Consider the following 19,083-nt stretch of genomic DNA (forward strand, 5'->3'; position numbering starts at 1 on the left):
AAACCCCGCCAATATTCCAATCCCTGTTTCAAGTGCTGCCTCAAGCCACATCCAAAGATAATTTAGGCCAATAACAGACTCGACGATCTGTTGGCTACACCGTTTATCAACGCTTACCTAATACACCTGATCAGCAATCTATCGCTCAAAAACACAATAACTAAATTAAAATTAATAAAAAATTAATTTATAGACGCAGTTTCAGTTTGGTTTGACATCAGTCAACGTAATGCAAAAATGTTGATGTTAGACGATTTTATAGAAATTTTTTATAGCCTGAGCACCATGCGTGTGATTAAACTGGGGGCGCAACATGGTTTCGAAACTGAAGCATGGATGCCCTCTATAACTCTAATCGCTACCAACAAAGAGGTTTTATGAAGCTCTCAACATCCGTGAAATGCGCCCTAGCGACGTCCATCGCCGCTTCCATCATGGCTAGCCAAGCGCTCTATGCCGATACCGTTCGTTTACGCATGCACACGTTTTATGGCACCGAAGTGGATCAGATTGCAGCTGATTTGCGGGAACGGGTAAGTGAAGCGAGTGATGGCACTATCAACATTCAATTTTTCCGTGGCGGCGAGCTAGTCAGCAGCGACCAGTTTGTCGAAGCTGTTGCCCGTGGGAGCATTGATATCGGCCATGGTGTGGGTAGTTACTGGCCTGGCACTGTTGGTATCGGCACTATCGAAGGGGGCCTACCTGGAGCATGGGTAAGCGCTGAAGAAGCACACGATATATTTGCCAACCAAGGCCTTGATGAACTCATCGCAGAAGCTTACGAAGAGCAAGGCGTTAAGCTGATTGGCCGCGGCTTTGGTAGCGATTATGGTCTAGTCACCCGAGAGCCTGTTTCCAGCCTAGAAGATCTTTCCAGCATGCGCATCCGCGCAACCAGCTCCATTGCAACGGTGCTGGAAAAATTCGATATCCCAACAGCCTTTATTCCTGGTGAAGAGCTCTACGTTGCGCTTTCGACAGGCGTTATCGACGGTGCTATTTACGGTGGCCCTGTTGAGTACGAACAGCTACGAATTAATGAAGTAGCGGGCTACTACACCGATATCAACTTACTCAACCCAGGCTGGACAGAAAACGCATTCATCAACCCCCGCACCTGGGAACGGATGAGCGAAGAGCAGCAGCAAATCTTGGTAGATGAGCTAGCTCAGTACCTGGAAGACGTTCACAACTGGCTTGAAGAAGGCAACCAACGCATCATCGATGAAGGTGAGCTGTTTGAATTCGCCACCCTGCCAGCAGAAGATTCAAAGCGCCTAGCCGAAGCATCTTTGCCGATTTGGGAAGAGGAAGCGGCACGCTCTGAGCGAAATGCCCAAGCCGTTGAAATCTTGATTAATAACGCCAAAGCGCAAGGAAGATTGAGTGAGTAAGATCAACCGATATCTACGCTTTCAGGATGGGCTTTCCGACTGGGTCGGACGAGTCACCGCTTGGCTGACGCTAGGTATTATCGGTGTACTGCTCTATGAAGTAGTCGCTCGCTATGTACTCAATGCCCCCACTGTGTGGGGGCACGAACTAGCGACGATGTTCTTCGGTGCGCTGAGTATCCTGGCTGGCAGCTATACCTTACGCCACCAAAGCCACGTGCGCAGTGATGTCATCTATCGCCTGCTGCCCTTCCGCATGCAGGCGTTGTGTGACGTGATTGTGTTCTCACTGGGTATCTTGGTGCTGAGCGTATTTTTCACCATGGCCGTGGAATTTGCCCACCGCTCCTGGCTAATTGGTGAGTATTCCAACCGAAGCATTTGGCGTCCAGCGCTTTGGCCGATAAAAGCGACCATTCCAATTGCCGTTGGATTGCTAATTCTGCAGAGCGTAGCAGAGCTAGTGAGGGCCATCGTGCGTTTACTTGGCATTCCCTATGATGATCCGCGAGACGACATTAGCGACGCTGATTAAATACAGCCCGTCTCTGTTTAAACAGAGTGCTGCTTAACCCTCGCTCTATTTCAACGTGGTTTTACCGTGAAAAATAAGAGACACACCCCGGCACGTCCTTGTGGATATGCCATGCAAAGGGTATCCCTATGTTAAATTTAGACCCCATGATAATTACGGCGATCATGTTTCTCTCCATGATCGTCCTAATGGCAATAGGCGCTCCGCTAGCGTGGGCGTTGATGATATCGGGCATGGGAAGTGCCTACATGATGTTTGGCCCTGGTGGCTTGGACTTCTTGCTCTCATCGGCATACAGCACCATGGACAACTTTCTCCTGGTGGCCCTCCCGCTGTTCATCTTTATGGGATTGGTACTGGAACGTTCCGGTATTACCGATGATCTTTTCGAGATGATGCATAAGCTGATGGGCAGCCTTCCTGGCGGGCTCGGGATAGGCACCATTCTGATCTGCGCCCTTATCGCTGCCATGGCGGGAGTCTCAGGGGCAGCTACCGTCAGCCTAGGGATCATTGCATTACCGGCAATGCTCAAGCGGGGCTATCACAAGCGGCTAGTCACCGGCACTATCATGGCAGGTGGGGCATTAGGTTTTCTCATCCCGCCTAGCATCTTGATGATTGTTTATGCGTTTCTGGCCCGTGAATCGGTAGGAAAGCTATTTGCTGCTGGCTTAGTGCCTGGCCTAATGCTTGCCGCTATTTACATGGCCTATATATTGATACGCTGCCGCATAAACCCTTCTCTAGGTCCCGCTGCGCCAGTAGAAGAACGCTTTAGTGCCAAAGAAAAGCTGATGTCTTTGCGCCACGTTATTGCCCCAGGCCTTTTGGTCACTGCCGTATTGGGCTGCATTATCGGAGGGGTAACCTCGCCTTCCGAAGCCTCTGCAGTCGGGGCTGGCGGTGCCATGCTGATTGCAGCGCTGAGAGGTCGGCTTAACTGGAGCCTGCTGCGCTACGCGATGCTCAGCACGGCCAAAATAACCGGTATGCTGCTCTGGATTGCCATTGCCGCGGTATTCTTTAGCCGTATCTATATGGGCTTAGGCGCCGGTATGATCGTCAGTGATTTTATTAATGACTTCTCGCTGTCGCCCTATACCGTCATCATCATCATGCTGATTAGCTTTTTTGCACTGGGCATGTTTCTCGATGACTTTGCGATCCTGTTCATCACGATTCCGCTTTATGTGCCAATCGTACGTGACTTAGGGTTCGATACTACCTGGTTTGCGGTGCTGTTTATTATAAGTATGCAGTCCGCTTATCTGACACCGCCCTTTGGGTATAACCTGTTCTATATGCGATCAGTCGCGCCAAAGTCCATTACTATCGTCGATATCTATCGTTCAGCACTGCCGTATGTTGCTCTACAGATAGTGGGATTAGCAATTATCGTACTATTCCCAAGTATTGCGCTGTGGTTGCCCAACTTACTGTTCTAAACAAGCGTATCAAACGGCTAACGAACAGCAACCCAACTAAAAAGGCCCTAATGATTAGGGCCTTTTCTTTTAGCGTTTCTGCGCTGCCTTCTGTTGCCCTATGCGACACTTTGTTGGCGCATTACCTGCGCAATAATCGGCACAGGAGACATCAAGTGTTCGTGCATCAATGCCACTGCTTCATCCTTGCGGCGCTCAAGGGTGGCGTCTACTAAAGCGGCATGCTCTTGGCGCTTTGCTTCAAGGGCTTGAGCAGAAAACACGGTTTCTTTAAGCCACAAAAAACGGTAGCGCTGAACTTTATCAAACAGCCCAGCGCGCACTTTCATCAAATGCGGAGAGTTACAACCAACGACCATCGCGGTGTGAAAATCACTATGTCGTCTATCCCAAATATCTAATAGCCCTTCTGTCGAACTCATTTCCGTCAGCTTTGCTAATTGATAAGACTTTGCCAAGATATTAGCTTCCCAGGCATCATCGCCACGCTCTATCGCAAGCCCCAACATCATCGCTTCAACTTGCGCCCGGGCATCGTAAATATCGTTAAGCTCAGCGAGCGACATGGGTGCCACACGATAGCCACGTTGGCTAATTGCCACCACTAAATGCTCAGCAACAAGCTGGGAAAGTGCTTCTCGCAGAGGACCAATACCCAGGTCATAGCGTGCTTTAAGCACACTCATACGCAATTTTTCGTCAGGCTGAAAAGTGCCTTTAATAATATCTATCTTAAGTAGCTTGTAAGCACGAATACCCAAGTTTTCCTTGGCATCCGCCTTTTCGTCTGGGAAGAAAGATGAATTCATGAGTATGCATTTTGCAAAGTGGGTCAAAATAATAGCACACCTTGTAACAGCTGTTTGAACGTGTTCTGCCCTGGCACTCAATAACAACGGCAACAAGCAATAAAAAAAGCCGATGCAGACTAGCTGCATCGGCTCCTATCAATACTCTCTATTTGACAATCCTCCTCTCCCTGAAGGAAGAGGATTCCCGGGTTGTCGCCTTCCCGGTTCCTGCTTCACTGCCCGTTGCCTTCGGTGATGGCACCGCCGGTCTTACACAGGCTCCACAGGCTTAACCTCCCGTGTGCCCCACGGTAGTTTTCTCGTGATGACGGAGCTTGTCTGCTCCCGCAAGGATCGCTTTGCCGGCCTGCAAGATATTGCGGGCAGCATTCATGTCGCGGTCGATGCCTTGGGTGCCACATGACGGACAATCCCAGGTGCGGACATTCAGCGGCATCGACTCGGCGATGTGGCCACAGTGGAAACAGCGCTTCGAGCTGGGATACCACTTGTCGATCTGCACGAAATCGCGCCCATACCACTCGGCCTTGTAGGCAAGCTGGAGCGTGATCTGGTGCCAGCCCACATCGCTGATCGCCTTCGACAGTGACCGGTTCTGGAGCAGGTTCTTGACCTGCAAGCTCTCGGCAGCAATGACTTGGTTCTCGTGAATGAGCTGCGTGGTGAGCTTGTGAGTGGCATCGCGGCGCTGGTCAGCCCGCTTGGCATGCAGCCGTGCCACCTTCAGCCGGGCCTTGGCCCGGTTGTTCGAGCCGCGCTGCTTGCGCGACAGCGCCCGCTGGGCGCGGGCCAGCTTGCGCTCTGTCTGCCGGATGAAGCGCGGATTAGGGATCTTGTTGCCATCGCTGGTGATGACGCGATGCGTCAGCCCCAGGTCGAGCCCGACCATCTTCGGCGTGACCGGCAATGCCGCCTGCTCCTCTTCCACCAGGAAGCTGACATGGTAGCGACCGGCGGTGTCGAGGCTGACGGTGATGCTGCTGGGCTCACCGCTGAAGCGTCGGCTCCAGCGAATGTTCAGCGGGTCCTTCTGTTTGGCCAGCCACAACTGACCATCGCGCCAGCGAAAGCCGTTGGCCATGTAGGTCGCCGACTGCTTGCGGCGCTTCTTCTTGAAGCTGGGATAGCGAGCCTGGCCTTTGAAGAAGTTGGCGAACGCCCTGTCCAGATGGCGCAGCGACTGTTGGAGGCAGACGTTGGACACCTCGGCCAGAAAAGCGGTGTCCGGCTGCTTCTTGAGGGCCGTGAGTGCCTTGGCGGTGGCGTTGTAGCCCGTGCGCTCCTGGCGCTCGAACCAGGCATCCGTGCGTTCGCGCAGAAAGTGATTGTAGACGTACCGCACGCAACCGAACGTCCGAGCCAGCTGGTCAGCCTGCTCGGGCGTTGGGGTGAAACGATAGCGGTAGGCGCGAAAGACGGTAGTCATGCGACAAATCTAGTGTGTTGTATTTAGCCTGTCAAATAGAGGCGCTAGCGCGCCTCGCGCTTTCCTTCCTCGCACTAGAAGTACGAGGTTTGACGCGCATCTTGATCAATACTCTTATCAGCGCTCTCTACAAACGCTTCTATTGGCGCTTAACTAACCAATGAGACGCTAGATATTACGCTGTAAGCTCTTCGAGCAATTCTTCAACAATCGCCAATCCTTCTTCAAGGATGCTGTCTTCAATAGTGACCGGCATCAAGAAGCGGAGCGTATTACCGTAAAGCCCACACGACAGCAGGATAAGCCCCTTCTCCCGGGCACGTTTGCACATGGCCGCTGCAAGCTCTGGGTCGGGGGTTTGATCAGCGGCAACAAGATCCAATGCCGCCATCGAACCTAAGTGACGCACGTTTTCGACACAAGCAAAGCGCTGCTGCCACTGGGTAAAGCGCTGCCCCAGCACTTCTCCTAAGGCTTGGCTCTTCTCAAGAATCTTTTCTTCTTCGAATACTTCAAGCACCGCTAACACAGCCGCACAAGAAACCGGACTGCCTGAATAGGTGCCACCCAGCGAGTTAGGGCCACACGCATCCATATGCTCAGCCGTTCCCACGACGGCTGAAATCGGCATGCCACCGGCCATACTCTTAGCCATGGTCATGAGGTCAGGCTCAACACCACTGTGTTCAATGGCAAACAGCTTGCCGGTACGGCCAAAGCCAGACTGAACTTCATCGACGATCATCAGCATGCCGTGCTCGTCGCAAATTTCACGTACCGCTTTAAGGAAACTGGCCGGTGCAGGATAGAACCCACCTTCACCCAACACAGGCTCGATCACGATAGCCGCGGTATCTCTTGGGTTGGCATCGGTCTTCAGCGTCATTTTAAGACCGCGGATGGCGTCTTCTTCGCTTACCCCGTGGAACGGAACGGGGTAAGGCGCACGGAAAACATTCCCAGGCATGCTGCCGAAATCAGCCGAGTAAGGCACCACTTTGCCGTTCATTGCCATGGTCATAAAGGTACGGCCATGGTAGCCGCCATCGAAGCAGATCACGTTATTCTTGCCGGTGGCGGCACGCGCAATCTTAACGGCATTCTCTAGCGCTTCAGCCCCGGAGTTAACCAGCATGACTTTGCCATGGCCGCGCACAGGCGTGAGCTGACTGAGTTTTTCAGCGACTTTCACGTAGCCTTCGTAAGGAATAACGGTTTGGCAAGTGTGCATCACCCGGCCCAACTGCTCCCTAACCGCTTCGACGACTTTGGGATGGCAATGGCCGATATTAAGCACGCCAATACCACCCGCGAAATCAATAATACGGTTACCATCCGCATCCCAGATAATCGCGTTTTCAGCACGGTCCGCAAATTGCGTTGCAGGGCTGGCGGCACCATTAGCGACATATTTCTGTTTAAGCTCATTCAGCTGTGCATTGCTCATCTTCATTTACTGCATTCCTCAGTTAATTAGTGAAAATCGCTTATAGGCCGCCAACACAGACGTATTTCAACTCAGTAAACTCATCAAGCCCATGACGTGAACCTTCACGGCCCAGCCCAGACTCTTTCACCCCACCAAAGGGCGCTAGCTCGGTAGACAGAATGCCCTCGTTAACCGCAACCATTCCGTACTCCAGCCCTTCCATTACGTGCCAAATTCTGCGGTAGTCACGGGCATAGAAGTAAGCTGCCAACCCGAACTCAGTCGCATTCGCCATGGCAATGGCTTCTTCGTCGGTCTCGAAACGGAACACAGGCGCTAAAGGACCAAACGTCTCTTCACGGGCAACCCGCATATTGTCGGTCACATCAGCAATAATCGTGGGTTCGAAGAAAGTACCGCCCAACGTGTGAGGCTTGCCACCACAGACCAACCGCCCACCCTTTTCCAACGCATCGCCAATGTGGGACTCGACCTTTTCAACCGCGGCCTGATTGATCAGTGGGCCTTGCATAACGCCTTCATCTAGCCCATTGCCCACGTTCAGTTGCGCCACGCGCTTGGCAAACTTTTCAACAAATGCCTCGTAAACGCCGCTTTGAACCAAGAAGCGGTTGGTACACACGCAGGTCTGGCCAGAATTGCGATACTTAGAGGCAACAGCTCCTTCAACGGCGGCGTCTAGGTCAGCGTCATCAAACACGATGAAAGGTGCATTACCGCCTAACTCCAACGATACTTTTTTGACCGTACCGGCACACTGAGCGAGCAGCTTCTTACCCACCGGTGTGGAGCCTGTGAAAGAGAACTTACGCACGCGCGGATCGGTGGTTAGCACCTCTCCAATGGGTGCAGGCTGGCTGGCAGTGACCACATTGATCACCCCAGCGGGCAGGCCAGCAAGCTCAGCCAAGCGCGCCACCGCCAACGCCGTTAGTGGCGTTGCTTCTGCAGGTTTGATAACCACCGTACAGCCTGCCGCTAAAGCGGGGGCGCACTTACGGGTGATCATTGCCAGCGGGAAGTTCCAGGGCGTAACGGCGGCCACAACGCCAATCGGTTCGCGAAACACCAGAATGCGCTTATCGACACCATGTCCCGGCAAAGTTTCACCGGCCATGCGCTTGGTCTCTTCGGCATAAAACTCGACAAATGACGCGCCATACGCCACTTCACCGCGGGACTCTGCCAGTGGTTTGCCCTGCTCCAACGTCATTAGCCGAGCCAGGTCTTCCTGGTGCGCCATGATGGCGTCGAACCAGGCGCGCAACAGCGTTGCACGCTCTTTCGCAGTACGCTTTTTCCAGCCATGTCCTGCTGCCTCTGCTGCGGCAACTGCTGCCCGTGCACCATCAGCATCCAGGTCAGGGACTTCTGCTAATAGCTCACCATTTGCCGGATTAGTGACCGCAAAGCGCTTGTCAGCACCGCACCACTCTCCGCCAATAAATGCGTCAGGTATCAAAATATCGGGTAACTCACTCATCTTGTTTTCCTTTTTGCCATGACATTAGAGCGTGCTCTCAAACGCTGGCCGCGCCTCCCACGAACTCGCTACAACGCCATTGCCTGTACTTCCGAAAGCACTAGCGAGCCAGCTTCTTCATTTTCAGATAGGCAGCATCAACCGTAATGACTAACAAAATATCTACATTTACAAAAAACGTCAAAATATATTTTTAGCAAAATCCCGCGTAAACCCTCGCCCAATCGGGCGGGGATACAAGCGGGAACCGCGCAGCGGTTCTACTCAGGCGTGGCCTGACTCTGAACGTACTCGCGTAGAGTCTCAATGGTCGCCCCTCCGGCGCTACATGCGAAGTATGAGCGTGACCACACCGCCCCACTTTTACTCTGCCGTGGTATGTGCGTGTTGAGTATTCGTATACGGCGTGACGATACAGATTTCAGGTTGTTCACCAGCACACTAACTGCCAGCTTGGGCGGATAACTTACGAGCAAGTGGACGTGATCACCCTCACCATCCATTTCAACCAGATCACACTCCAGCTTCTCGCAGGCCGACTCAAACGCTTCACGCAGTTGCTCGATCATGTAACCGTCAAACAGCTTACGGCGGTACTTCGTGGTGAAGATCAGGTGTACAACTAACTTCGTAACGCTGTGACGTTTTTTCAGGTAGTCGTTCAGTGGTGGATGATCTTGTACACCCATTTTAAATTGCCTTCTTAAAGCCTATAATAGCTGTATTCTATCTATGAGCACTGAAATGTTAAAGGCCACGAAAGTACGCATCTACCCGACACCTGAGCAGGCGGAGTTCCTTAACCGTCAGTTCGGCGCTACGCGGTTCGTGTACAACAAGGCACTGCATATCATCAGTTCACAGTATCGGCGGCATGGCGCGAAACTCCGCGCTAAGAAAGACCTCAAGCCACTGCTGGCGGTGGCGAAGAAGTCCCGCAAGTATCATTGGCTCAAGAATTTTGACTCGATTGCCTTGCAGCAAGCCTGTATCAACCTCGATAAAGCCTTTCAGAATTTCTTCGACCCGAAGCTCCCAGCGCGTTACCCGAAGTTCAAGCGCAAGCACGGGAAGCAGTCCAGTTACCACTGCATGAGCGTCAGTGCGGGTGAGAGCTGGATCAAAGTGCCGAAGATGAGGCCGATCAAAGCGCGTATCCACCGCGAGATCACAGGCGCTATTAAAAGCATCACCCTGTCACGCACTGTCACAGGGAAATACTACGCCTCGCTGTTGGTCGAGGACAGTATGGAAGCCCCCACCCCATTGCACACCGTTGATGCCGTGCTGGGCGTCGATATGGGGCTGACCCATCTTGCTATCGACTCGGAGGGGAATAAGACTGATAACCCTCGGTTCCTGAAACGCGCTCAGTCGAACCTGCGACGCAAACAGAAAGCCCTTTCGCGCTGCCAGAAGGGCAGCAAAGGCCGTGCGCAGGCACGGCTGAAACTGGCTAAGGCGCACGAGCGTCTAGCGAATACCCGTGCTAATTTCCAGCACAACCTGTCCCGACAGCTTATTGACGAAAACCAAGCGGTGGTAGTCGAGACACTAAAAGTCAAAAACCTGCTGAAGAATCGAAAGCTATCTAAGCACATCGCAGACGCAAGCTGGTGCAGCCTGATTCAGAAACTGGAATACAAGGCGAAAGAGCAGGGTAAATATCTGATCAAGATCGACCAGTGGTTCGCCAGCTCCAAAACCTGCTCCTGCTGCGGACACAAGGTAGAGTCCCTGCCGTTGTCGGTGCGCAACTGGAGGTGCCCAGCCTGTTATGCGGAAAGAGACCGCGACATAAACGCCGCCATCAATATCCGCCAGCAGGGTATTATCAAACTACGGGCCGAAGGACTGTCGGTTCCTGCCAATGGAGGCTTGCTTAAATCCGGCCGCGCGCCGGTTGCAGCCTAAGAAGTTGGAAGCCTCGCCCGTCAGGGCGGGGAGCAGTCACCATATACACTAAAAACTGGACGGTAGGGTTGGATGACACCGAAAATGATGGCTAGGCTACGGGCAGGATTTATACAAAAAGCGATCAAGGCGTGTGCTGGAGGCCACTGCCGATATGCACGCCAGCGACATGGCCAACAACGACTACGCTAGCCATACCGATGCTAACGGCGCAGGAATTGAGCAACGCGCCAATCAACATGGCTACACGTGGTAAGCCATGGATGAAAATATTGCTGCTGGGCATACATCTGTCGCCGCCGTGGTAAACGGCTGGTTAGAGAGCCTCGGCCATTGCCGCAATATGATGAATGGCACCTTCACCGAAATGGGCATGGCCAAGGCCAGCAATGCTGATTCGCGCTATACCACCTTTTGGACACAGATGCTGGGGAACCCCCGCTAGCCCTTCTTAAAACCCACCGTAATGGACCGCTGAAATCGCGTTCTTTGGCGAACCATCCACCAGCTTGGTGCTGTAAGTTAAGTACACAAAGGTTTCAGTTTCAGCATCGTGCATACGCACCACACGCATATTCTTAAATAGCGCAGAGCGGCGCTGGTTAAAAACGACTTCTTGCTCGTCTACATCGTCAGGGTCGAAGACGACCTCTCCCGTTTGCCGACACGCCACGCTGGCCTCGCTAGCTTCCTCAGCCAGCCCTACCGCACCCGATAACCCGCCCACTTGTGAGTAGGAGAGATAACAGGAGATCCCCTGTACTTTTGGGTCATCAAAACGCTCTACTTCAATCGTACTGTTCGGGCCAATCAATCTAAACTCAGTTCGCACGCTGCCAATATGGGCATCCTGCGCCAGAAGCGCAGTAGGCAGCAGTAACGAAGACATCATCACAATTGACGTAATGCCAATAACGGGTTGGAAACGCATAGCAATGTCCTTAGCAGGTGCAGCAGAAACGGCAAACCAAGAGCATACCTGTTACAGACAGAGCCGGGGCAGTCAAGAAAGGTTTAATATCGGAATGGAAAGCGGTGGCAAAGGAAGGCCGAAGTGGGGATTATGGCATAATTCTAAAAAATCATTCAATATCATAAATTTAAGGATGATATTAAAAACACCCCTGACTTCAGTGATAATACGGCCATCTTCAACCGCACAGGATTCAGCACTGCCATGGATCAGATCACTTTCTCCGAAGCCGAATACCAGAATAAGAAGCAAAGACCCGCCGCTAAATATTTCTGAAGCGGATGGACAGGCTGACCCCCTGGAAGCTGTTGGAGAAGTAAGGTAGTCCGTTATTATCCCAAAGGCGGGAGCGGGCGGCCGTCGTATCCGCTGACTGTCATGCCTCGCGTCCACTGCATGCAAGTGTTCTACAACTTGAGTGATCCGACCATGGAAGATGCTCTCTATGAGATCGAGTCTATGCACCACCTCGCCGGCTTAAAACTGGATCGATTGCCGGACGAGACGTCGCTTCTCAAGTTCCGTCATTGCGCGAGAAATACCTGGGGGAGTAGGGTTACTGCGCCTGTTTTCCACTCAATGAGTGGGAAACAGGCGAATATAGACAAAGAACGGGAGAAAAGTGTCTGACTTTTCGATTGTCCAACAGCGCACGTGAGAGTTGACAAGTACTGGCAGTTATTCAGATCTTCCCTAGGAAAGCACCTGAGAAAGCCAGAAAATGTTCGCTGACGTGGCGTTCGAGCCACATCGATAGCGACTGTTCAGCGGTTTCCTAGAGTCGATTGGCAGATGATCACACAAATAATCAAGTTAACTTGTAGTACCATGCAGTCTTCCCCACACTGCGCATTATAAGGAACGTTGTAATGAATTGGGTTATCTTGGCTGTCATAGCTGCTTTAATTTTACTTTACTTTTGGTATGCCGCTATTGTTTCTCGACGTAACGCGGCTCAGGAAGCTTTTTCAGGGATTGATGTCCAGTTGAAGAAACGCACCGACCTGATCCCCAATATTTTGAAAATTGCCGCTCGCTTCATGGAGCACGAGAAGACACTACTCACTGACATTACTCAACTGCGCACGGAAGTGTTAAAAGCGGCAAAGGCAAACGACCGCGAAGGCGCCGAGAAGAGATTCGAGTTAGAGGCGGCTCTGGAAGACAAACTGTCGGGACTAATGGTGGCGGTTGAAAACTACCCCGACCTTAAGTCTCACACCAACATGCTGGAAGCTCAGCGAGCATATGCGGATGTAGAGGAGCATATCTCAGCCGCTCGACGTAGCTACAATGCCGCGGGACGCCGGTTCAAGGATGCCATCCAGATCTTTCCGGGGACATTGATTGCGAAGGTAATGGGCTTAGAGCCCTTGCCGTTCTTCGAGGCATCTAAAACCGATCGCGCACCGGTCAACGCTGACCATTATCTCAGCTCATGAGTATTCTGAAGACATTTTTTCAGGCTGGTGAGGCGCTCAAGCAGCTAGGCAGCGGGACGGCCTTCCAGCACCCTGAGATAACGACCGAGTTATCCGACGACATCCGCGCGACGATAGAACGAGATGTCTTACCATTGCTAGAACCACTAGAGCAGTTCAGGCTGGAAAAGCTGGCGAGCAAGACACGTCGCAAGACTTTGTTTCGGCGCCTTGGCTGGTTGCTTTGGTTGCCATCGCTAGCGCTAGACCTCTTCATGCTGGTGTCTGGCGAACCTACGCTCTACACCCTGTTTGTAGTCGGCGGACTGGGCGCCTGGGTTGTCTACCCGGAGCTGCAGTACACGCGGCACTACAAACAAAAGCTTATCCCGGTACTACTCCAAGCCTTTGGCGATCACACCTACGACAAAGATGGTTGTATAGACCTAGAAGCCGTCAAGTCATTCGATATTTTGCCGCGTTTTTCGAGTAAGAGCAGTGAAGACTACATCAGTGGCAACATCGCAGGCGTCCAGTTTGAGTTCTGTGAGTTAAAGCTCAAACGCCGCGGCAGAAAATCAAATACCACAGTTCATGGTGGCGGAGCGCTTCTCATCGTCATGCCCTTCCAATTTACTGGATATACTGTGGTAGATACCGACTACGGCAAGGTTGGCAACCGCCTGGTATCACCACTGGCCAAATCCAGAGTAGCGCTGGAAAACCCAATGTTCGAGGACCGTTTCGAGGTCTACGGTTCTGACCAGCAGTACGCCCGCTATCTTCTGTCACCGAGTTTAATGGAGCGTATTATTGCTCTCGATGAGCTGTTCCGAGCTCGGGCCAAGGGCACGGGAATTACCTGCGAGTTCCGAGACAATAAGGCCCTATTCATGCTGTCCTATTTCGGCGACTTGCTAGATGTGGCAGATATTGACGTTTCTGCCTATGACTTGGACAAGATGCCACTGCTAGAACAGGAACTGGCCATGATCACAGATATTATTCAGCAACTAAAACTTGACTCTCTCGCTGCCAGGAATGTCGCAAGTACACGCTTGGCCGAAGGATAATGGCAACTCTGACATTTTCCCTCGACAGCGTCAGAAAGGGGCGCAGGTGGACATTAAACAGGCCAGAAGGTACGTAAAGTAGTGACAAAGAATCCAGTAAGCCCATCAGAAGGCGGCTGGCAAGGCCACCTACGGCGAGCAGTAAGACAAATAATATCAGCCCCAATAAAAAAGGACGGACACCCAATGCCTTAAGCTTCTCGAAACGAGTTTCGAACCCCAGTGCAGCCATAGCCATGGTTAACGCCATCTGTCCTGCCAATACTAGATTTTGTACCTTTCACAGTCGTAGGTTGTAGTGGTTCAATAAAACCGGACACCAACGTAGGTGGTAATATTGCCACCCTAAGCGAGGTGTCTGATGACTAAGAAACGACGTACTTTTTCGCCTGAATTTAAGCAGGAAGCTGCCAGCCTGGTACTAGATCAGGGGTACAGCTATCCCCAAGCTTGTACCTCGTTGGGTGTCAGAGAAAGCGTTGGGTCCACCAGCTTGCGGACGAGCGTCAGGGGGTAACGCCACAGGGTAATGCGTTAACTCCAGAACAGCAGCGTATTCAGGAGCTTGAGGCTCGCTGCAAACGCCTTGAGATGGAAAAAACCAGCCTAAAAAAGACCACTGCTCTCTTGATGTCGGACGACATGAATCGTATGCGCTGATAGACCAGTTGAGTGAGCAAATGCCTGTTGAAATGGTCTGTAACGCGTTTGATATTAGCCGCTCCAGTTACTACGAGTACCGCCAGCGGCGGGACCGCGTGGATGTTGAGCGTTTGGTCTTAAAGGCTCAGGTAAGCCGCCTTTTCAAAAAGAGTCGCAGCTCAGCTGGCAGCCGCTGTCGAACGAAGAAGTTCGAACAGGTAAGTCGGACGTCGGGACAGCAGTATCCCTCACAGGCGGGACTGCTGCTGCCTGTCAACTTGCGGCAAGCAAGGATAAAAGAGTGCATTGGGCAGCCTCCTCAGCATGTTGAAGTCCAGATAGGTGAACCGGGGAAAGTCAATATCGGATGCCAAGGGGGCATGACCCCGAAGCCGAATTGACTGGCGGAGCTCCCGTAGTGGTCCGCGATGGGGAAAGCCCATCACATGGCAAAGGGGAGCAGTTTAAACGTGTTTGCCAAGCAAACTACCTGACCAAACAAGGTGAAGACCTTTGATAATCAGCGAAATGCAACGCAAGCTAGCGACTTGGACAACAGCCGACTCCGATCGCCGAGTGGATCGGTTGTTGCGCCTGATAGCACAGCCTGACTGGCTAGCAGAAGCGGCTCGGATCACCCTATCTTCCAAAGGGTCACATACGCCTGGGATAGACGGGGAGGTCAAGCTGACTGCGCAGGCCAGACTGCCGGCTATTCTTCAACAAATCAGGAATGATTTACTCTCCGATGCCTATAGCCCGTCACCGGTCCGAAGGGTCTATATCCCGAAGGCCAACGGCAAGCAACGGCCACTGGGTATCCCGACCTTGCGCGACCGTATCGTTCAACGGGCCATGGTAATGGCAATGGAGCCGTGTGGGAAAGTGACTTTCATACGCTCTCCTACGGGTTCCGGCCGGAACAAAGCGTTCATCACGCCATCCGCACAGTGAAACTGCAACTGACGGATAATAAAGTAACGCGTGGACGCTGGGTCATCGAAGGGGACCTGTCCAGCTACTTCGATACCGTGCACCACCGGCTGCTGATGAAAGCTGTACGCCGCAGAATCAGGGATCGACGCTTCCTGAATCTTCTCTGGCGATTCATCAAAGCCGGCCAGATTGATGCAGGGCTCTTTCGGGCCGCCAGTGAAGGCGTGCCCCAGGGCGGTGTTCTATCACCGCTGCTGCCGAACATCATGTTGCATGAATTCGATCAGCACCTGAACCAGCGCTACCTTGGCAAAAAGGCCCGGAAAGATCGGTGGTACTGGAACCATAGTATCCAGATCGGTCGAAGCTCAGCCATCCGAGAGAACCGGCAATGGAAGCCAGCTGTCGCCTACTGCCGCTATGCCGATGACTTCGTCGTTATCGGCAAGGGCACTAAAGCTCAGGCAGAAGCGATCAGAGAAGAATGCCGGGAAATGCTGGAAGGAACTCTCAAGCTGACACTGAACATGGAGAAAACCAAAATTACCCATGTGAACGACGGCTTCGTGTTCCTGGGCCATCGCATCATCCGCAAGCGGAGCCGCTATGGAGGCATGCGGGTGGTGACGACGATCCCCCAGGATAAGGCCCGTAACTTTGCGGCATCTTTAACCGCCAAGCTGTCAGGCAATTAATGCCCCAGTCTCGGGTCAAAGTAAGACCTGGGTGCTGTATGGCAAAACCAATCAGGGGTTACTCGGTGGAGCTATTCTTCACCGACTCGTCGGTCATGGGAAGAAGCGATTCCGATGGCGTCTCCCGGAGGGTAATCCCTACCTGAGGACTGAGCCCAGAAACACTTGGACCTCTCGCTTTCCTGAAGTCGCGATGGCACTTGCCAACGCTTAAACGGCCGGATGCAGGTCTTGTTGTGAAAGCGCTGGATCACAACGTGGTCAGCCAAAGAGCGTTATGTTCCATTCCGATAGTCCAGGGTAGTCAGTATGCCAGCCGCAAGTTCCGCCAAAGACTTTGGCGCTATCGTATGAAACAAAGCATGAGCCGACGTGGCAACTGCTGGGACACTCGCCGATGGAAAGGCTGTTCCGGAGTCTGAAATCGGAGTGGATACCGGCGCTGGGATATCGAAATCTACCTGAGGCCAGGAAAGACGTTAGTGGCTATCTGATGGGTTACTACAACCAGCAGCGCCCTCACTCATTTAACGATGGCATGCCTCCCGTTGTGGCTGAGGAAAATCTTAAATTACTGTTCGGGATTAGTTGACCGCTACAATCGCGACAAAAGGCGTGCAGGCGGCGTCTCTGTTCGAATTTCCCTAAATCTTCAAGCGTGCGCAGTATGCCTAGCCATTCGAGGGGCAGAATGCTTTCTATCGGCCGATTCCCTACTTTTGGGAACACATACATTTCAAGCACGCGCCTGCTGTCATTGGCACGCTTAGAACTCTCTTTCCAGCGCGGCACCATGGCAGCGTGCCACTCCATGGCCAGCACTTCAAAGGTGTTTTCAGTTGCATACTGTCGTTGGCGTTTGTCACTCTGCTTTTGCTCTACGGGGTCAATGCCTTGGGATATTAAACGTCTCATATCCGTCCGCTTTTCCCTTGCTTCGGCAAGGCGCACCTTAGGGTTGGCCAAGGCTGATCATGTTGCGTTTGCCGTTAGGGCGTGTGTAGCGCAAACGCCATCCACGGCTGCCGTTGGTTGAGATCCTAAGTGCTAATCCCATGCCATCTGAGAAGGTAATAATTTTCGTGCCGGGCTTAGTTGCGTTTATTTGTCGGATAGTTAGCGCCATGGCGGTATACCGAGTATTTCCGAATGAAGACATATACCGGAATGTATACCACTTGGCAGCGGGGTTTGGAAGGAACTGCGAGGAGCTAAAAAACAATGTATATCAGAGTATTATACTCTTTTTAGGCCTTCTCAGGACTTGCAAAGAACCCCCGTTGGCGTCCCTGGCAGGAGTCGAACCTGCGACCTGCCGCTTAGGAGCAGGATTTCAGTTATTTTCATACATTATTAAGTATTCCTTTAATTACTCATTAATTCAACAAAATCATTAATTTAACAAGAAATACTGTCTTATTGTGTCTCATGCTTTCCATCGCTATACTGCCACAGCTGTGGGGGCGCCTGTGGGGGCGGAAAATCCTCATTTAAGGAGACACAATGCTGAGCACTGAAAAACAAGTTATTGCCTTCAAACCCGCTGTTGGCAAGGAAAAAATAAGGGAAGGCGTTACTAATCGTGGCGTAGGTGGACTGGCTTTAGAGGCACGTAATGACCGAATATCTAAGGCATGGATTTATCGCTACCGCATTAATGGGAAGCAATTTGAGCTGCAACTAGGCACTTACCCAGCCATGACATTAGCAGAGGTCCGCCAGGCACATCGAGAAGCTGTAAAGGTCGTGGAAAAAGGCTTAGATCCAAGAAAACAGCGTGCTTCTGAAAAAGCCAACAATCTGACCGCATGGACAATGCAGGATGCTTTTGTGCGCTGGATAGAAACCTACCAACAAACACCTGGGCGAAATAAACAGCTCCCCACTACTAAGACAGTGTCTCAGCAGCGAGGACGTTGGCGACGCCATCTAGCCCCGCAGCTCGCTGATTTTTACGTGCGTGATGTCTCACGACGTTTGATTATCGAAGTGTTAGAACAAGCGTCCAAAAAGGCCAAAGTTGAAGCCCGTCATAGCCTCAACTTATTACGCCAACTTTTACGCTACTGCCAAAAGCGTGAACAAATCGACGTGAATCCAACTGATGGTGTAACGCCATCGGATATTGCTGCGTCTGCCTCTGCTCCGCGTCAACGACACCTCTCTCTGCCTGAACTACGTCAACTGTGGCAAGCGATAGATGACACCCGTGCCGATAACGAAGGCAAGGCAACAACCGCGGTACTCAGCATTCCCGTAGCCAATGCGCTAAAGCTGCTGATACTGACCGGCTGCCGCCGTAGCGAAGTGGCTTTTATGCGTTGGGATGAAGTCAAAAAAACAGAGTGGACCATACCGGTTGAACGCACAAAGTCGCGCCGCCAACATAAAGTTCACCTTTGCCCACTGGCGCTTGAACTGCTGGCAGAACAGCGCCAGCTAGCAAGTGGTGAATTCGTTTTTATGTCTACCCAAGGCACTGGTAAGCCAATTCACCCGGATAGCCTGAGCACCACAATAGCGCGTTTACAAGGCCGTGCCAGAAAGGAACACGATGACTGCGCGCCGCTGTATCACCTAGAGCACTTCACCACTCACGACTTGCGTCGCTCGTTTGCCACTCAAGCGACTGAAACACTAATGGCTGAGCCACTTTTGGTTGAGATGATGCTTGCCCACGCTCCACCCAAACTAATGGGAACCTATAATCGTGCTGCTCGCTGGAAGTCTCAAGTAGACGTGTGGCAACGCTGGGGCGCAGTTATTACTCAACAGGTGGCATACGAAAACTGTAGCAATTAAAATGTTGTCAGCATAAAACGTTAGACAGCCGACTCAAATCAATTGATATGAGTCGCCGGATACTCATAATTAGTGC

The 19,083-nt window shown here is 52.2% G+C and carries 18 protein-coding genes and 3 pseudogenes; 13 read left to right on the forward strand and 8 right to left on the reverse strand.

What is annotated here, in order from left to right; genetic code table 11:
• Positions 1-377: 377 nt before the first annotated feature.
• The 3 genes from dctP (at position 378) to INT21_RS13535 (ending at position 3,380) form a co-directional block, all read left to right on the forward strand.
• Positions 378-1,397 (forward strand): TRAP transporter substrate-binding protein DctP, encoded by a 1,020-nt coding sequence (gene dctP / locus INT21_RS13525; protein WP_095603242.1) that lies wholly within the window; start codon positions 378-380, stop codon positions 1,395-1,397.
• Positions 1,390-1,932, forward strand: coding sequence for a TRAP transporter small permease subunit (locus INT21_RS13530; RefSeq protein WP_038485821.1), 543 nt, complete (start codon positions 1,390-1,392; stop codon positions 1,930-1,932). Before dctP ends, INT21_RS13530 begins: the two co-directional genes overlap by 8 nt.
• 128 nt (positions 1,933-2,060) lie before the next feature.
• Positions 2,061-3,380, forward strand: a complete 1,320-nt coding sequence (locus INT21_RS13535) for a TRAP transporter large permease (protein WP_089037544.1) — start codon at positions 2,061-2,063, stop codon at positions 3,378-3,380.
• 98 nt (positions 3,381-3,478) lie between these two features.
• Here INT21_RS13535 and csiR read toward each other — a convergent pair whose 3' ends face one another.
• From csiR to tnpA, 5 genes are all read right to left on the reverse strand, one after another.
• Positions 3,479-4,189: a DNA-binding transcriptional regulator CsiR gene (gene csiR / locus INT21_RS13540; protein WP_193061211.1), complete on the reverse strand. Its 711-nt coding sequence runs from the start codon at positions 4,187-4,189 to the stop codon at positions 3,479-3,481.
• Between the two features lie 271 nt (positions 4,190-4,460).
• Entirely contained in the window at positions 4,461-5,618 is a 1,158-nt protein-coding gene (locus tag INT21_RS13545; protein WP_193085337.1) for an RNA-guided endonuclease InsQ/TnpB family protein, read from the reverse strand.
• Between the two features lie 175 nt (positions 5,619-5,793).
• Positions 5,794-7,065: a 4-aminobutyrate--2-oxoglutarate transaminase gene (gene gabT / locus INT21_RS13550; RefSeq protein WP_089040823.1), complete on the reverse strand. Its 1,272-nt coding sequence runs from the start codon at positions 7,063-7,065 to the stop codon at positions 5,794-5,796.
• A 40-nt stretch (positions 7,066-7,105) separates the two neighbouring features.
• Entirely contained in the window at positions 7,106-8,551 is a 1,446-nt protein-coding gene (locus INT21_RS13555) for an NAD-dependent succinate-semialdehyde dehydrogenase (RefSeq protein ID WP_193060290.1), read from the reverse strand.
• Between the two features lie 260 nt (positions 8,552-8,811).
• Positions 8,812-9,240: an IS200/IS605 family transposase gene (gene tnpA / locus INT21_RS13560; protein ID WP_193060291.1), complete on the reverse strand. Its 429-nt coding sequence runs from the start codon at positions 9,238-9,240 to the stop codon at positions 8,812-8,814.
• A 55-nt stretch (positions 9,241-9,295) separates the two neighbouring features.
• On the opposite strand from tnpA, the gene INT21_RS13565 reads away from it, so the two are divergent.
• The 3 genes from INT21_RS13565 to INT21_RS20415 all read left to right on the forward strand — a co-directional run bounded on the left by INT21_RS13565 (position 9,296) and on the right by INT21_RS20415 (position 10,910).
• On the forward strand, positions 9,296-10,465 hold the full coding sequence (locus INT21_RS13565; protein ID WP_193060292.1) for an RNA-guided endonuclease InsQ/TnpB family protein: 1,170 nt from the start codon (positions 9,296-9,298) through the stop codon (positions 10,463-10,465).
• 133 nt (positions 10,466-10,598) lie between these two features.
• Positions 10,599-10,721: a hypothetical protein gene (locus tag INT21_RS20585; RefSeq protein WP_264299086.1), complete on the forward strand. Its 123-nt coding sequence runs from the start codon at positions 10,599-10,601 to the stop codon at positions 10,719-10,721.
• A gap of 3 nt (positions 10,722-10,724) precedes the next feature.
• A complete protein-coding gene (locus tag INT21_RS20415) occupies positions 10,725-10,910 on the forward strand; it encodes a CAP domain-containing protein (protein ID WP_226912298.1) in 186 nt (61 codons plus the stop codon).
• Between the two features lie 6 nt (positions 10,911-10,916).
• Here the strand turns inward: INT21_RS20415 and INT21_RS13575 are convergent, their stop codons facing one another.
• Positions 10,917-11,396: a CreA family protein gene (locus INT21_RS13575; RefSeq protein ID WP_193060293.1), complete on the reverse strand. Its 480-nt coding sequence runs from the start codon at positions 11,394-11,396 to the stop codon at positions 10,917-10,919.
• Between the two features lie 405 nt (positions 11,397-11,801).
• Between INT21_RS13575 and INT21_RS20795 the strand changes: the two are divergent.
• From INT21_RS20795 to INT21_RS13605, 6 genes and pseudogenes are all read left to right on the forward strand, one after another.
• Positions 11,802-12,068, forward strand: a pseudogene (locus tag INT21_RS20795) (transposase); the annotation flags it as partial.
• A gap of 239 nt (positions 12,069-12,307) precedes the next feature.
• Entirely contained in the window at positions 12,308-12,880 is a 573-nt protein-coding gene (locus INT21_RS13585) for a LemA family protein (protein WP_193060294.1), read from the forward strand.
• Positions 12,877-13,932 carry a DUF3137 domain-containing protein gene (locus INT21_RS13590; protein WP_193060295.1) on the forward strand — a complete coding sequence of 352 codons (1,056 nt, stop codon included), beginning with the start codon at positions 12,877-12,879 and terminating at the stop codon, positions 13,930-13,932. The genes INT21_RS13585 and INT21_RS13590 overlap by 4 nt, the downstream gene beginning before the upstream one ends.
• Before the next feature lie 361 nt (positions 13,933-14,293).
• Positions 14,294-14,768 (forward strand): annotated as a pseudogene (locus tag INT21_RS20425) (transposase); the annotation flags it as partial.
• A gap of 681 nt (positions 14,769-15,449) precedes the next feature.
• Positions 15,450-16,205, forward strand: coding sequence for a reverse transcriptase/maturase family protein (locus tag INT21_RS20800; RefSeq protein ID WP_442311303.1), 756 nt, complete (start codon positions 15,450-15,452; stop codon positions 16,203-16,205).
• Positions 16,206-16,443: 238 nt separating this feature from the next.
• A pseudogene (locus tag INT21_RS13605) lies at positions 16,444-16,797 on the forward strand (integrase core domain-containing protein); the annotation flags it as partial.
• Here INT21_RS13605 and INT21_RS13610 read toward each other — a convergent pair.
• Together INT21_RS13610 and INT21_RS20805 are read right to left on the reverse strand one after the other, a co-directional pair.
• Entirely contained in the window at positions 16,725-17,156 is a 432-nt protein-coding gene (locus INT21_RS13610) for a tyrosine-type recombinase/integrase (RefSeq protein WP_301398609.1), read from the reverse strand. The pseudogene INT21_RS13605 and the gene INT21_RS13610 overlap by 73 nt on opposite strands.
• A gap of 1 nt (position 17,157) precedes the next feature.
• The gene (locus INT21_RS20805) at positions 17,158-17,364 is read right to left on the reverse strand and encodes an Arm DNA-binding domain-containing protein (RefSeq protein ID WP_442311304.1); all 207 of its coding nucleotides are present in this window, start codon (positions 17,362-17,364) and stop codon (positions 17,158-17,160) included.
• 344 nt (positions 17,365-17,708) lie between these two features.
• Between INT21_RS20805 and INT21_RS13615 the strand changes: the two genes are divergently transcribed.
• Complete coding sequence (locus INT21_RS13615) at positions 17,709-19,007, forward strand: site-specific integrase (RefSeq protein ID WP_193085338.1); 1,299 nt, start codon at positions 17,709-17,711, stop codon at positions 19,005-19,007.
• The last annotated feature ends 76 nt before the right edge of the window (positions 19,008-19,083 follow it).

It is taken from the genome of Halomonas sp. 3F2F, assembly GCF_014897805.1.
Classification (GTDB): Bacteria; Pseudomonadota; Gammaproteobacteria; order Pseudomonadales; family Halomonadaceae; genus Vreelandella.

Coding starts and splice junctions, on each gene's coding strand:
- dctP (WP_095603242.1), top strand. CDS start 378: ATGAAGCTCTCAACATCCGTGAAATGCGCCCTAGCGACGTCCATCGCC.
- INT21_RS13535 (WP_089037544.1), top strand. CDS start 2,061: ATGTTAAATTTAGACCCCATGATAATTACGGCGATCATGTTTCTCTCC.
- csiR (WP_193061211.1), bottom strand. CDS start 4,189: ATGAATTCATCTTTCTTCCCAGACGAAAAGGCGGATGCCAAGGAAAAC.
- INT21_RS13545 (WP_193085337.1), bottom strand. CDS start 5,618: ATGACTACCGTCTTTCGCGCCTACCGCTATCGTTTCACCCCAACGCCC.
- gabT (WP_089040823.1), bottom strand. CDS start 7,065: ATGAGCAATGCACAGCTGAATGAGCTTAAACAGAAATATGTCGCTAAT.
- INT21_RS13555 (WP_193060290.1), bottom strand. CDS start 8,551: ATGAGTGAGTTACCCGATATTTTGATACCTGACGCATTTATTGGCGGA.
- tnpA (WP_193060291.1), bottom strand. CDS start 9,240: ATGGGTGTACAAGATCATCCACCACTGAACGACTACCTGAAAAAACGT.
- INT21_RS13565 (WP_193060292.1), top strand. CDS start 9,296: ATGTTAAAGGCCACGAAAGTACGCATCTACCCGACACCTGAGCAGGCG.
- INT21_RS20415 (WP_226912298.1), top strand. CDS start 10,725: ATGGATGAAAATATTGCTGCTGGGCATACATCTGTCGCCGCCGTGGTA.
- INT21_RS13575 (WP_193060293.1), bottom strand. CDS start 11,396: ATGCGTTTCCAACCCGTTATTGGCATTACGTCAATTGTGATGATGTCT.
- INT21_RS13585 (WP_193060294.1), top strand. CDS start 12,308: ATGAATTGGGTTATCTTGGCTGTCATAGCTGCTTTAATTTTACTTTAC.
- INT21_RS13590 (WP_193060295.1), top strand. CDS start 12,877: ATGAGTATTCTGAAGACATTTTTTCAGGCTGGTGAGGCGCTCAAGCAG.
- INT21_RS20805 (WP_442311304.1), bottom strand. CDS start 17,364: ATGTCTTCATTCGGAAATACTCGGTATACCGCCATGGCGCTAACTATC.
- INT21_RS13615 (WP_193085338.1), top strand. CDS start 17,709: ATGCTGAGCACTGAAAAACAAGTTATTGCCTTCAAACCCGCTGTTGGC.